The sequence below is a fragment of the Erwinia sp. ErVv1 genome (assembly GCF_900068895.1).
Taxonomy (GTDB): domain Bacteria; phylum Pseudomonadota; class Gammaproteobacteria; order Enterobacterales; family Enterobacteriaceae; genus Erwinia.
The window spans coordinates 23,554-35,875 of sequence record NZ_CDPK01000016.1 but is presented as its reverse complement, the minus strand read 5'-3'; the positions used below and the strand labels follow the sequence as shown (position 1 = coordinate 35,875).

The 12,322-nt window shown below is 54.0% G+C and carries 13 protein-coding genes and 1 other RNA gene; 6 read left to right on the top strand and 8 right to left on the bottom strand.

Features of this window, described 5'->3' with window-relative positions:
- Positions 1-58: 58 nt before the first annotated feature.
- Positions 59-422: a transfer-messenger RNA gene (ssrA, locus tag A1830_RS18265) on the bottom strand.
- 46 nt (positions 423-468) lie between these two features.
- Positions 469-951 carry an SsrA-binding protein SmpB gene (smpB, locus tag A1830_RS18260; protein WP_067709562.1) on the bottom strand — a complete coding sequence of 161 codons (483 nt, stop codon included), beginning with the start codon at positions 949-951 and terminating at the stop codon, positions 469-471.
- Between the two features lie 158 nt (positions 952-1,109).
- On the opposite strand from smpB, the gene A1830_RS18255 reads away from it, so the two are divergent.
- Complete coding sequence (locus tag A1830_RS18255; protein ID WP_067709560.1) at positions 1,110-1,544, top strand: type II toxin-antitoxin system RatA family toxin; 435 nt, start codon at positions 1,110-1,112, stop codon at positions 1,542-1,544.
- Entirely contained in the window at positions 1,537-1,824 is a 288-nt protein-coding gene (locus A1830_RS18250) for an RnfH family protein (RefSeq protein ID WP_067709557.1), read from the top strand. Before A1830_RS18255 ends, A1830_RS18250 begins: the two co-directional genes overlap by 8 nt.
- 70 nt (positions 1,825-1,894) lie before the next feature.
- Here the strand turns inward: A1830_RS18250 and bamE are convergent, their stop codons facing one another.
- The 3 genes from bamE to nadK form a co-directional block, all read right to left on the bottom strand.
- Positions 1,895-2,242, bottom strand: coding sequence for an outer membrane protein assembly factor BamE (gene bamE, locus A1830_RS18245; RefSeq protein ID WP_067709555.1), 348 nt, complete (start codon positions 2,240-2,242; stop codon positions 1,895-1,897).
- A gap of 302 nt (positions 2,243-2,544) precedes the next feature.
- Entirely contained in the window at positions 2,545-4,206 is a 1,662-nt protein-coding gene (recN, locus tag A1830_RS18240; protein ID WP_067709552.1) for a DNA repair protein RecN, read from the bottom strand.
- 87 nt (positions 4,207-4,293) lie between these two features.
- Positions 4,294-5,172 (bottom strand): NAD(+) kinase, encoded by an 879-nt coding sequence (gene nadK, locus A1830_RS18235; RefSeq protein WP_067709666.1) that lies wholly within the window; start codon positions 5,170-5,172, stop codon positions 4,294-4,296.
- A 124-nt stretch (positions 5,173-5,296) separates the two neighbouring features.
- Between nadK and grpE the strand changes: the two genes are divergently transcribed.
- Positions 5,297-5,878 (top strand): nucleotide exchange factor GrpE, encoded by a 582-nt coding sequence (gene grpE / locus A1830_RS18230; protein ID WP_067709550.1) that lies wholly within the window; start codon positions 5,297-5,299, stop codon positions 5,876-5,878.
- 78 nt (positions 5,879-5,956) lie between these two features.
- Here the strand turns inward: grpE and ung are convergent, their stop codons facing one another.
- On the bottom strand, positions 5,957-6,637 hold the full coding sequence (gene ung / locus A1830_RS18225) for a uracil-DNA glycosylase (protein ID WP_067709548.1): 681 nt from the start codon (positions 6,635-6,637) through the stop codon (positions 5,957-5,959).
- 285 nt (positions 6,638-6,922) lie between these two features.
- Here ung and grcA point away from each other — a divergent pair, with 285 nt between their 5' ends.
- The gene (gene grcA, locus A1830_RS18220; protein WP_067709546.1) at positions 6,923-7,306 is read left to right on the top strand and encodes an autonomous glycyl radical cofactor GrcA; all 384 of its coding nucleotides are present in this window, start codon (positions 6,923-6,925) and stop codon (positions 7,304-7,306) included.
- 304 nt (positions 7,307-7,610) lie between these two features.
- Entirely contained in the window at positions 7,611-7,904 is a 294-nt protein-coding gene (locus tag A1830_RS18215; protein WP_156485035.1) for a hypothetical protein, read from the top strand.
- Between the two features lie 478 nt (positions 7,905-8,382).
- Here the strand turns inward: A1830_RS18215 and srmB are convergent, their stop codons facing one another.
- Positions 8,383-9,708, bottom strand: coding sequence for an ATP-dependent RNA helicase SrmB (gene srmB / locus A1830_RS18210; protein ID WP_067709541.1), 1,326 nt, complete (start codon positions 9,706-9,708; stop codon positions 8,383-8,385).
- Between the two features lie 132 nt (positions 9,709-9,840).
- Between srmB and A1830_RS18205 the strand changes: the two genes are divergently transcribed.
- Positions 9,841-10,578 (top strand): tRNA(1)(Val) (adenine(37)-N(6))-methyltransferase TrmN, encoded by a 738-nt coding sequence (locus tag A1830_RS18205; protein WP_067709540.1) that lies wholly within the window; start codon positions 9,841-9,843, stop codon positions 10,576-10,578.
- Here A1830_RS18205 and nadB read toward each other — a convergent pair.
- A complete protein-coding gene (gene nadB, locus A1830_RS18200; protein WP_067709538.1) occupies positions 10,569-12,179 on the bottom strand; it encodes an L-aspartate oxidase in 1,611 nt (536 codons plus the stop codon). The two genes, A1830_RS18205 and nadB, sit on opposite strands and share 10 nt — an antisense overlap.
- Positions 12,180-12,322: the final 143 nt, after the last annotated feature.

The window sequence follows — 12,322 nt, the reverse complement described above, 5'->3', positions numbered from 1 at the left end:
GCAAGGCTGGTTCCAAGCGGGCTTTCAGGACTTACCCGGACGTATCCGGTACATAATGTGGTGGAGCTGGCGGGAGTTGAACCCGCGTCCAGAATTACTACACCGTCGGCACTACATGCTTAGTCCAGTCTTTACATTCGCCGGTTAGCTGCGAACGGACACGCTACTAACAAACTAGCCTGATTGGATTTAATGCTTCAGCCCCAGGCAGGACATCCACACGATCTCTTTTGGGTTTGACCTCTCTTGATCCCCGTCCTAAGAGCGGAGGCTAGGGAGAGAGGGCTCTGAGCAGGTTATTAAGCTGCTAGTGCGTAGTTTTCGTCGTTTGCAACTATTTTTTTGCGGCTTTTAACGAGGCAAACCGCCCCTCGGCATGCTCCTAGGGCTTCGCAAATCCTGTCGAATCCAGAATCAGCCCCAAGTACTGTATAGCAGTATAACAGAAAACGCCTGCCAGGCAAAGGCTTAACGGTTGGCGTGTTTCATGATACGTGCTTTGTCGGTTTTCCATTCGCGATCTTTAATATCGTCGCGCTTGTCGTGCTCTCGCTTACCTTTGGCTACGCCGATTTTCAGTTTGGCCCAGGCATTTTTCCAGTAGAGCGACAGTGCCACGATGGTATAGCCATCGCGGTTGGCTCTCTCGAACAGGGTCGCCAGCTCGCGCTCTTTCAACAGTAGCTTACGGGTGCGGGTAGGATCGCAGACCACGTGCGAAGAGGCACCAATCAGTGCCTGGAAGGTGGCGCCGAACAGGTAGGCTTCTCCATCGCGCAGCATAATGTAGCTTTCGCTAATATTGGCCTTACCGGCACGGAGTGATTTAACTTCCCATCCCTGTAGCGAAAGCCCCGCTTCGAACTCATCCTCAATGGAGTATTCATGGCGGGCCCGCTTGTTCATGGCAATGGTAGCAGAACCGGGTTTATGTGCTTTTTTCTTTGTCATAGTGCTACTTAGTGTACATGAAGCGGTTAATGATGGCATCCCCTGTAACAACAGGCGCGGAGAAAAGCGTTATTTTAGCAGAACGCTGGCGGCTGAGAATTTTTGTTTGATCCCCGGCGATGGTATTATTCGAATGTTGAAGATTAACAGGAAACGTTATGTCCCAGATTAGTCGTTCCGCGCTGGTCCCCTTCAGTGCTGAGCAAATGTTCCGGCTGGTAAACGATGTTGATGCCTATCCGGAATTTCTACCAGGCTGTACCGGCAGTCGCGTACTTGATGCCAGTCAACAGCAGATGACGGCATCGGTGGACGTTTCCAAGGCCGGGATCAGTAAAACCTTTGTCACGCGCAACACGCTAACAGAGAACCAGAGCATTCATATGCAGCTGGTCGACGGCCCGTTTCGCAAGCTTACCGGCGGCTGGCAGTTTACTTCGCTCAGCGAAGATGCCTGTAAAGTGGAGCTGAATCTGGAGTTTGAATTCTCCAATATGCTGGTAGAGATGGCATTTGGTCGGATATTTAAAGAGCTGGCCAGCAGCATGGTGCAGGCGTTTACCAAACGCGCGAAAGAGGTCTACAGTGGCTGATATCCTGGTTGAAGTGGTTTACGCGCTGCCCGATAAGCAATATCTCTACCAGGTAAGCGTAGAGGAGGGTAGCACCGTCGAGCAGGCCATTCGCGCCTCTGGCATTCTTGAGGTGCGCAGCGATATCGATCCCGCCAGCAATAAACTGGGGATTTACAGCCGCCCGGTCAAACCGGGTGACGAAATTCACTCGGGCGATCGCGTCGAAATTTATCGTCCACTGCTGGCGGACCCGAAAGAGCTGCGCCGTCAGCGGGCAGAGCGGGCAGCAAAAAAATAAGGCGCTATAAGCGCCTTACTATTTCTGCCGGGATGTCATGCCGTGAAGGGTATCTCAACGGCAATCACGATCAGGCTTTTTTGCCAGACAGCGTCGGTTTGTTATCAATGTTCGTCAGCGTACCGTTGGCATCAAAGGTCAGCGTCAGCGTCTGCTGAGTGACCGGCTGATGACCCGGCTCCTGACGGAACACGTAGTACCAGACGTTGCTGCCAAACGGATCGTGCATCATCGGCGTGCCCAGCGTGTAAGCTACCTGCTGTTGCGTCATGCCAGTGTGAATTTTCGAAACGTCATTCGCAACCAGGTAGTTACCCTGGTTGATATCTGGCCGGTAAACCACTCGTTCCAGAGTGGAGCATCCAGCAGTCATCATCAGAAGAACCACCGCCGCAGCAGTCAGCGTTTTACAGCGCATAAGTATCTTTATTCCTTTTCGGGCCAATACCTTGGGCATCTGGCTATTTTATTTGCCTGTCCGCATCCGACCGTCTTTGCCGCACCTGTTCATCATACTCATGTAGATGAAGCGCGGCTGACCGGATGCAGCCTGGCTGTAACAATAACGCCAGATGTCCCGTGCATCAATCACCAGCATCTGGCTGTATCGGTTTATCACTACGATTACAGCGTAAGAAGCCGATGATAATAAACCTTTTCGCAGTTTAAAACCTCTGCGAACCAGGGGTATGACCACAGCGGCGAAAAAAAGTGCGGCAATCAGGCTGCTAAAAGCTCTTTTGCGTTAGCCAGCGTATTCCGGGTTACTTCGCTTCCGCCCAGCAAACGCGCCAGCTCCTGCAGACGCGCGCGCTTGTCCAGCGGCTGCATATGCGTTTCGGTCATTGCACCATCGGTCTCTTTGCTGACGTAGAAATGCTGATTGCCACAGCCCGCCACCTGCGGCAGGTGGGTCACGCACATAACCTGCGTTGATTCACCCAGCTGGCGCAGCATTTTACCGACTACCGCCGCGGTAGGGCCGCTGATACCCACGTCCACCTCATCGAAAATGAGCGCCGGTGTATCCATCTTACGGGCAGTAATCACCTGAATCGCCAGCGCAATACGTGAAAGCTCACCGCCAGAGGCTACTTTAGACAGCGGCTGTAGCGGCTGGCCCGGGTTCGTGGTGACGCGGAAATCAACGCGATCCGCGCCTTCTGCCGTCAGATGCTCCGCTGTAAACTGAACGTCGATGCTAAGCTGGCCGTGGGGCATGGACAAGGCATGCATGCTCTCACTAATAAGGTCGCTAAGCTCCTGAGCGAAGTGCGCCCGGCAAAGGTGCAGGCGCTCTGCGCAGGCCATCGCGGCCTGATGATGGACGGTGACCGCCTGCACCAGCTCCGCCTGATCGCTCTCCTGCTGATCCAGCAGGGTTTGTTCTTCAAGCAGCTGCTGATGAAACGCGGCCAGCTCTTCGGGCGCGATATGATGTTTACGCGCCAGCGCGATCTGACGCGACAGGCGCTGCTCAAGCTCTTGCAGGCGGTTAGGATCCAGGTCCAGCCTTTCGCAGTAGTGGCGGAGTTCATCACTGGCTTCGCTGATTTGGATGGCGGCCTCGTCCAGCAGATTGGCTACGCCGCTTAGCCTGTCATCCATGCCGATCAGTTCGCCGATCAGCTGCTGGGCGGTATAAAGCTGGTTTTGCAGCGTGGTACTTTCGCCATCGGCCAGCAGCATCAGCGCCTGCTGACCGGTGGAGATCAGTTGCCCACTGTTCGCCAGGCGTTTGTACTCTTCGTCAATATTTTCATATTCACCGGCAACGGGGGCAAATTCATTCAGCTCTTTTAGCTGGTACTGCAACAGTTCACGGCGCGACTCCCGCTCCTGCGAAAGCTGCTGATGATGCGCCAGCGTACGGCAGCTTTGATGCCACTGGCGATAGCTGCTGCTCATCTCCTGCATCAGCCCATTTTCGCCGCTGTAGGCATCCAGCAGGGTCTTCTGATGATCGGGTTTTAACAGGAGCTGATGAGCATGCTGTCCGTGGATCTGAATCAGATGCTGGCCCAGATCGCGTAGCTGTGAGAGGGGAACGGCGGTGCCGTTGATAAAGCCGCGTGAGCGGCCATCGCTGCTGATAACCCGGCGCAGCAGGCACTCGCTCCCCTCGTCCAGCTGGTTTTCAGCCAGCCAGCGCAGGGCAGAGGGGGTATCCTTCAGCGAAAAGCGGGCGCAGATGTCGGCCCGCGTGGCACCCTGACGCACCATATCTGCTTCAGCCCGGCCGCCAAGGCAAAGACCCAGCGCATCAATGGCGATGGATTTACCTGCGCCGGTCTCGCCGGTGATAGCGGTCATACCGCGCTGAAAATCGATTTCCAGTTCACGAACAATCGCAAAGTTACTGATGGTCAGTTGTGCCAGCATAGTTAGCGTTCCTGTATGAAAACACAGATATGGTTTTTCATACAGTATATACTGGTTTTTTAACCAGTAAAGAGCTGGCGTCGGTTTTTAAAACAATTTTTTTGACCAGCCCAGCTTGGAACTTAGCGTATTGAAATAATTATAGTTTTGAGGATGAATCAGATTGAGGTGATCCTCATTTCTGCGGATCAGCACGTCCTCGCCCTCCTGAATCGGCAGCGCAATCTGGCTGTCACAGCTGACTTCAAGATCGCTTCGTCGATCCGAAAAGCGCAGGCGGATGGTGCTACTGCTGTTAATCACCAGCGGGCGCGCAGAGAGCGTGTGCGGGAACATCGGTACAATCGCGATGGCATCCAGCGACGGCGTTAGAATCGGCCCACCGGCGGAGAGCGAATAAGCGGTAGACCCGGTAGGCGTGGAGATTATCAGGCCGTCGGAGCGTTGCGAAAACGCAAAGGTTTCGTCGATGTAGACTTCAAACTCAATCATATGGGCGACCTTGCCGGGGTGCAACACCACTTCGTTGATCGCCGTACCAATGCGCGGTTCGCGCCCCTGACGACACACCTGAGCCTCCAGCAGAAAGCGGCTTTCGGTGATGTAGTTGCCCTCCAGCACGTCGGCCAGCTGTTGCTGCGCGTTGTCCGGGTCGAGGTCGGTCAAAAAACCCAGATTACCGCGGTTAATACCGATCACTTTGATATCGTAGCGGGCAAGGACGCGAGCGGCACCCAGCATATTTCCATCGCCGCCCACCACGACCGCCAGGTCAGCATTCTGACCGATCTCCGCCATGGTCCCCGTTTGCACATTCGCCAGGTTCAGCTCGCGGGCAATTTGCTCCTCAATAATCACCGCATAGCCTTTTGCCGTCAGCCAGCGATAGAGCATTTCATGCGTGGTCAGCGCGGTAGGATGGCGCGGATGGCCGACAATACCAATGCAGTGGAAAGGGGTGTTCATGATGCTGGCGTTCCTCATGAGGTAAACTACCTCAGACAATGTGACGGGTTCCCTTGAAACCGCAATTCTGATCCCCATAATAAGCGAACCAGCGAGAAGAATGTGCATAAACGCGGAGAAATTCATGAGTAGTAAAGAACAGAACACACCAAACGAGCAAGTCTCAGACGAAATTGAGATGGAGCAGGCACCACAGCAGGAAGACGGGGCGGCAGAAGGCGTGGATCCCCGTGATGAACGCATTGCCGAACTGGAAGCCCAGCTGGCGCAGGCCCAGGGCGGCGTTCGCGAGGCTCAGGTTCGCGCACAGGCAGAGATTGAAAATATCCGTCGCCGCGTAGAGCTGGACGTCGAAAAAGCGCATAAATTCGCGCTTGAGAAATTTGCCAACGAGCTGCTTCCGGTTATCGACAGCCTTGAACGTGCGCTGGAAGTCTCCGACAAAGAGAATCCTGAACTGACTGCGATGGTTGAAGGGATCGATCTGACGCTGAAGTCTCTGCTGGGTGCCGTACGTAAGTTCGGCGTGGAAGTGGTAGGCGAAGTTAACGTGCCGTTCAATCCTGAAATCCATCAGGCGATGTCGATGATTGAATCGGAAGAAGTGGCGCCTAACCACGTGCTGATGGTGATGCAGCGTGGCTACACGCTGAATGGTCGTCTTCTACGTCCGGCAATGGTTGCGGTGGCAAAAGCCAAAGCGTAACCCCTGCGAAAAAGCCCTCTGAGGGAACGTGTCGGTCTGATCCGTCCGCGCTTCCTTCAGGGGGCTTTTTTTATCTGCCTATTCCGGCAGATGCGGCGTCCAGTCGATGGGACTTTCGCCGTGCTGTTCCAGCCACTGGTTGGCTTTAGAAAAATGCCCGCTGCCAAAGAATCCCCGGTGCGCGGAGAGGGGGGAGGGGTGTGGCGCCTGCAGCACGTGGTGACGCTGCCGATCAATAATGCTGCCTTTCTTCTGCGCGTGCGATCCCCAAAGCAAGAACACTACGTCCTGGCGATGCGCATTAATCAGAGATATCACCTTATCAGTAAAGGTTTCCCAGCCAAAGCGGGCGTGAGAGTGCGCCTGACCTGCCTCAACGGTTAACACCGTATTGAGCAGCAGAACCCCCTGACGCGCCCAGCTTTCGAGAAAACCGTGACCGGGACGCTCAAAGCCAGGGATATCCGTGACCAGCTCTTTATACATATTCACCAGCGAAGGCGGGACCGCCACGCCGGGCAGCACGGAAAAGGCCAGTCCATGAGCCTGATTAGGGCCGTGATAAGGGTCCTGCCCAAGGATCACCACCTTAACATCGCCCAGTTCCGTCAGGCGAAAAGCGTTAAATACGTCTTTTTGCGGAGGGTAAACCACTTTCCCCGCTGCGCGTTCACTGGCGACTTTACGCAGCGTCTCAATGAAATAGGGCTGCTCTTTTTCCTGCGACAGTACGTCGTGCCAGGTCAGTTCATTGACCATTTCTCGCCTCCTTTAGTGTCTCTGTCGTCTAGCTTAACGCGTATCCGCACCGCGGCAAAATTAAAATAATTTTGATAATTTACAAAAAAATATTAAATTCCGCCGGAGGCAAAGTTGCGATAAATCATTAGCTTGAGCATAAGCAGACATCTCAGCTACCGGCTTTATTGATATTGGTCAACATTGCGCCGACAGGAGACTGATATACAGAATGATGGAAGCTGAAATTACTCCTTTAACAACGCGCTGATGTCTGTCAGCGCCGCACTGCCTGGGAGGCAAATCATGATTACTGGAATTCAGATCACCAAAGCAAGCAACGCCACGCTGGTTAACTCATTCTGGCTGCTGGACAGCGACAAAGATGAAGCGCGCTGCGTCTGCGCCAAAGCGGGCTACAGCGAAGATCAGATTGTCCCGGTCACCGACCTGGGTAAAATTGAGTACCGTGAAATCCCGCTTGAAGTTAAGCCTGAAGTCCGCGTAGAGGGCGGTCAGCATCTGAACGTTAACGTCCTTCGCCGTGAAACGCTGGAAGATGCGGTGAAGCATCCTGAAAAGTATCCGCAGCTTACGATTCGTGTATCAGGCTACGCCGTTCGCTTTAACTCGCTGACGCCTGAGCAGCAGCGTGATGTGATTACCCGTACCTTTACTGAAAGTCTGTAACGTCTCCGTAACGGGTAATAAAAAACCGCCTCAGTGAGGCGGTTTTCTTTTTTGCGCTTTATTCTGCGCTGTCGCCATTCACCGTACTGCCTGGCTTACGACGCTTACCAATATTTTTCGCATCGCGATGGCGTTTTTTCACCCGTGGCTTCGTCTCTCCAGCTTACTAAATCAGAAATAATATCTCCACATATAAAAAATGGATTTTTTATGAAATAAAAACGAGAGTTACTTAACAAAAAAACACCCTAAAAAGGCTATAAACTTAATTCGATATTACTTAAATCTAAAAAAGTATCTTTAAATGAGAGAGTTACTCTGTAATGAAAGTTTTTCTGTGGGGGGTGCTAAAGGAGGGAACCTGAATGAAATGATTCAGATGGAAATAGCCAGATATGAGCTTGCAAAGTTTTATGGTTGCAACCCGAAAGATTTAAGTAAAGAATTTATCAAAGGTGCTATTACTGGTGCAGCAGGCGGAATGCTCGGTGGTGCAGTGGTTGTGCCAGTTATAGGAGCGGTTCCCGGTTGGGCAATCGGCGCTATTGCCGGTGGTTCTGTAGCCGGGTTTGCATACGGTGTGACATGCGGGTGGTAATATGGGGTTATTAAAACCCTTCCTGTGGTCAGTTTTATTTTGGCTGATAAGCATGCATGGCGTTTATACGAACAGGCCAACTCATTTATTTGCTAAAGCAATAGTGGTTGCTGTAATAGCAGTATTGTTTAGCTATATTTTGTACAGGCTTTATAATCGAAAATAATTACAGCCCGCTGCATAGGCGGGCATTGTTATCTTTGTTGATTTTTCTTAAAACAAACCTGCTGTTAAACTTCTGTCATTATTGCGACAGATACAGATTAGTCTGGTATTTTCGGAAATCCTTAAAGAGTACAAAGATATCAGTGAGTCGTGCATCGCAATCCCTGAGCACCGATTACAATAATGAAAAATACCATAGAAACTAAAAAGCCTGAGTCCGGTAGAGTAACGAACCCAGGCACTGATGGCCGCATGATAAACCGTGCAACGTTATGAAGTCAGTCCAAAGTGAGGCGGTTTTCTTTTTTGCGCTTTATTCTGCGCTGTCGCCATTCACCGTACCGCTTGGCTTACGACGCTTACCAATATTTTTCGCATCGCGATGGCGTTTTTTCACCCGCGGCTTCGTCTCTTCGCTCTCTTTTTTCTCTTTGCGTTTCGCCATCACCTTCTTCGACGGCTTACCGCTGAGTTTCTCGCTCGGCGGTCGGGTCGTTGGGCGGAGTTCATCAATGGTGCGCGCTTTCAGCGGTTCGTTAATGTAACGGCTAACCTTTCCGAGCAGGAGATTGTCATGTGCCTCAACCAGCGAGATCGCCGTGCCTTTCTTACCTGCGCGGCCCGTGCGGCCAATACGGTGCAGATAGATGTCAGCGGTATGCGGCATATCGAAGTTAAATACGTGGCTGACATCGTCAATATCAATGCCGCGAGCGGCGATGTCCGTCGCCACCATGACGTTAACGCGCCCGTCCACGACGCGTTTGATCGCTTCGTTACGTTTGTACTGCTCAAGCTCACCCTCAAGGTAGCTGGTATTGATACCGGCTTCGCGCAGCCAGCCGCACAGCTCGTGCACGCGCTCGCGCTTGCGTACAAAGACCACGGAGCGGGTAACGTCGGTCTGCTTAAGCAGGTGGATCAGCAGCGCCGTTTTATGCTTGATATCATCGGCACGGTAGTACCACTGCAGAATTTTCTTGCGTTCGCGACGGGCGGGATCGGCCTCAATCTCAACCGGCTCGTTAAGCAGGCGGTCGGAGAAGTCCTTGATCGCATCGCCTTCCAGCGTGGCAGAAAAAAGCAGGGTGTGCTTGCGCCAGCGGGTTTCGGCAGAAATGGTTTCGATATCCTGCGCAAAGCCCATATCCAGCATGCGGTCGGCTTCGTCGAGGATCAGCGTTTCCACCGCACGGCAGTCAAAGTTTTCTTCTTTGATGTATTGCAGCAGGCGACCGGTGGTAGCAACCACCACATCCTGGTTTTCGCTGAACACTTCGGCATGGTTCATATAGGCCACGCCGCCGGTGATGGTGGCAATATCCAGGTGCGTATATTTAGCCAGCTCGCGGGCCTGATCGGCCACCTGCATCGCCAGCTCACGCGTTGGCGTCACCACCAGAATACGCGGGGGACCGGATTGCTTACGGGGAAAATCGAGCAAATGCTGTAGAGCAGGCAGCAAATATGCCGCTGTTTTGCCTGTACCTGTTGGTGCCGAACCCAGAACGTCGCGACCCTCCAGTGCAGGCGGGATCGCAGCGGCCTGGATAGCCGTAGGGCGCGTAAAGCCCTTGTCCTGCAAGGCTCTCAGCAGGCTTTCATCAAGTTCGAGTTCGGAAAAAGTGGTTACAGTCATGTTCTACCTCAGTTTGGGGCGCTGATTATAGACAGATTGGCCGCAATCTTCATCTGTTTGTGTGGCCTTTATGACTTTTCCTTACATCTGCTTTGTCCTATGCTAGCGCCGTTTCCACTTCAGGTCAGTCAAATGTCTCAGCATAAAGCGGTTTTGCGCGCCAATGGATTTACCTTTAAACAATTTTTCGTCGCTCACGATCGTTGCGCAATGAAAGTGGGCACGGATGGCGTGCTTCTGGGTGCCTGGGCCCCGGTTGCAGGCGCGCAGAGGGTACTGGATATCGGTACCGGCAGCGGCCTGATCGCGCTGATGCTGGCACAGCGAACCGGGCAGGGGACGATTATCGATGCGGTTGAACTGGACGAGCAGGCCGCCGGGCAGGCGCAGGAAAATGCGCAGGCCTCACCCTGGGCCGATCGCATTCATATCTGGCAGGATGATATCCGGCGGTGGGCGCAGCAGTGCGAGCATCGCTACAGTCTGATTGTCAGCAATCCACCCTATTTTGTGCCCGGCGTTGACTGTGCCACGCCTGAACGGACAGCCGCCCGCTATACCACCGGTCTTACCCATGATGTACTGCTGGCGTGTGCGGAAACCTTAGTGGCGGAAGAGGGCTTTTTTTGCGTGATCCTGCCCGCGGCCGCAGGCCAGGCGCTGGCCGATTTGGCGCAGCAGCGCGGCTGGCATTTGCGCTTTCGTACCGATATCTCCGATAACGATAATCGCCCGCCCAATCGCGTTATGCTGGCGCTATCGCCCCGCGAGGGCGAGCAGTTGATCGATCGTATGACCATTCGCGGGCCAGACCAGCGCTATTCTGACGCGCACTGTAGCCTGACCCGGGATTTTTACCTTTACCGCTGATCGGGCGTCAGAATGGTAGGGGCGGCCACCGCCAGCGGGTGAGGATAATCCAGCTGGTAATGTAGCCCGCGGCTCTCTTTCCGCGCCATCGCACAGCGCACCATCAGTTCAGCAACCTGTACCAGATTACGCAGTTCAAGCAGGTCACTGGAGACGCGGAAGAGAGCGTAATACTCATCAATTTCCTGCTGAAGCATGCTGATGCGGCGCAGTGCACGCTCCAGGCGCCGGGTGGTGCGAACAATACCCATATAATCCCACATCAACAGCCGCAGCTCATGCCAGTTATGCTGAATAACCACGCGCTCGTCCGCGTCGTCAACGCGACTTTCATCCCAGACTGGCAGATCCCCGACGGGTGGCACGGCTTGTAAATGCTGGTTTATCTCTTCCGCGGCCGACCAGCCGTAGACGAGGCACTCCAGCAGCGAGTTGGAAGCCAGCCGGTTTGCCCCGTGTAGGCCCGTATAGCTGACCTCGCCAATGGCATACAGGCCATCAACGTCCGTGCGTCCATGCCGATCAACCATCACACCGCCACAGGTATAGTGTGCGGCCGGCACAATCGGCACGGCATCACGGGTCAAATCGATGCCCAGCGTGCTGAGCTTCTCAGTAATAGTCGGAAAATGCGCACGAATAAAATCCGCCGGTTTATGGCTGATATCCAGAAACATACAGTCTGCACCCAGCCGCTTCATTTCGTGGTCGATGGCGCGCGCCACGATATCACGCGGGGCCAGCTCGGCGCGCGGATCGAAATCGGGCATAAAGCGCGTTCCATCCGGGCGCTTCAGCACCGCGCCTTCGCCTCGTAATGCTTCACTTAACAGAAAATTTCTTGCCTGAGGATGGAACAGGCAGGTTGGATGAAACTGATTGAATTCAAGATTGGCCACCCGACAGCCCGCCCGCCACGCGATGGCAATACCGTCGCCGGAGGCAACATCCGGGTTAGTCGTATACTGATAGACCCTTGCAGCCCCGCCCGTCGCCAGCACTACGGTGCGGGCGCGCCAGGTTTCAACGTGTTCCCGGTTGCGGTTCCAGATCCAGGCACCCACGATGCGGCGTTTGCCGGGCAGACCAATCCGATCGGACGCGATCAAATCCACGGCATTACAGCGCTCAATAAGCCGGATATTAGGGTGGCGAAGTGCCTGACTCACCAGCGTGTTTTCTACCGATCGCCCTGTGGCATCCGCGCTGTGCAGAATACGGCGGTGGCTGTGACCACCCTCACGCGTCAGGTGATACCGGGCAGTGGGGCTGAGCGGACTCTCTTTATCAAAAGGTACACCGTTATCGATCAGCCACTGAACGCAGTGCCGCGCATTGCTGGCGACAAAAGTGACCGTTTCGCGGTCGCAGAGTCCGCCCCCGGCGATCAGCGTATCCTCGACATGGGAGGCAATACTGTCTGTTTCGTCGAACACTGCCGCTATCCCGCCCTGAGCATAGAGGGTGGACCCCTCGTGAATGCTCTCCTTGCTCAGAACGATAACCTGATGCGTTCGCGCCAGACGCAGCGCCAGTGCCAGCCCGGCGGCACCGCTGCCGATGATTAATACGTCACTGCTGTATTCAGGGGAAGTTGTCATGATGTTTAATATACTAAACAGGCTGTTTGCTGAGCATATCATCGAGTTTCGCTGAAAAAAAAGCCTTTTTGGCACAACACCTGTTCAAAGGGGGGAGGATAAGGGGCCCAGGACGTTGAAAAACGATGTCATTTGGCTATGCA

What these genes read in the sequence shown, in the direction of transcription:
- smpB (WP_067709562.1), bottom strand. Translation starts at nt 951, where the DNA reads ATGACAAAGAAAAAAGCACATAAACCCGGTTCTGCTACCATTGCCATG.
- A1830_RS18255 (WP_067709560.1), top strand. Translation starts at nt 1,110, where the DNA reads ATGTCCCAGATTAGTCGTTCCGCGCTGGTCCCCTTCAGTGCTGAGCAA.
- bamE (WP_067709555.1), bottom strand. Translation starts at nt 2,242, where the DNA reads ATGCGCTGTAAAACGCTGACTGCTGCGGCGGTGGTTCTTCTGATGATG.
- recN (WP_067709552.1), bottom strand. Translation starts at nt 4,206, where the DNA reads ATGCTGGCACAACTGACCATCAGTAACTTTGCGATTGTTCGTGAACTG.
- nadK (WP_067709666.1), bottom strand. Translation starts at nt 5,172, where the DNA reads ATGAACACCCCTTTCCACTGCATTGGTATTGTCGGCCATCCGCGCCAT.
- grpE (WP_067709550.1), top strand. Translation starts at nt 5,297, where the DNA reads ATGAGTAGTAAAGAACAGAACACACCAAACGAGCAAGTCTCAGACGAA.
- ung (WP_067709548.1), bottom strand. Translation starts at nt 6,637, where the DNA reads ATGGTCAATGAACTGACCTGGCACGACGTACTGTCGCAGGAAAAAGAG.
- grcA (WP_067709546.1), top strand. Translation starts at nt 6,923, where the DNA reads ATGATTACTGGAATTCAGATCACCAAAGCAAGCAACGCCACGCTGGTT.
- A1830_RS18215 (WP_156485035.1), top strand. Translation starts at nt 7,611, where the DNA reads ATGAGAGAGTTACTCTGTAATGAAAGTTTTTCTGTGGGGGGTGCTAAA.
- srmB (WP_067709541.1), bottom strand. Translation starts at nt 9,708, where the DNA reads ATGACTGTAACCACTTTTTCCGAACTCGAACTTGATGAAAGCCTGCTG.
- A1830_RS18205 (WP_067709540.1), top strand. Translation starts at nt 9,841, where the DNA reads ATGTCTCAGCATAAAGCGGTTTTGCGCGCCAATGGATTTACCTTTAAA.
- nadB (WP_067709538.1), bottom strand. Translation starts at nt 12,179, where the DNA reads ATGACAACTTCCCCTGAATACAGCAGTGACGTATTAATCATCGGCAGC.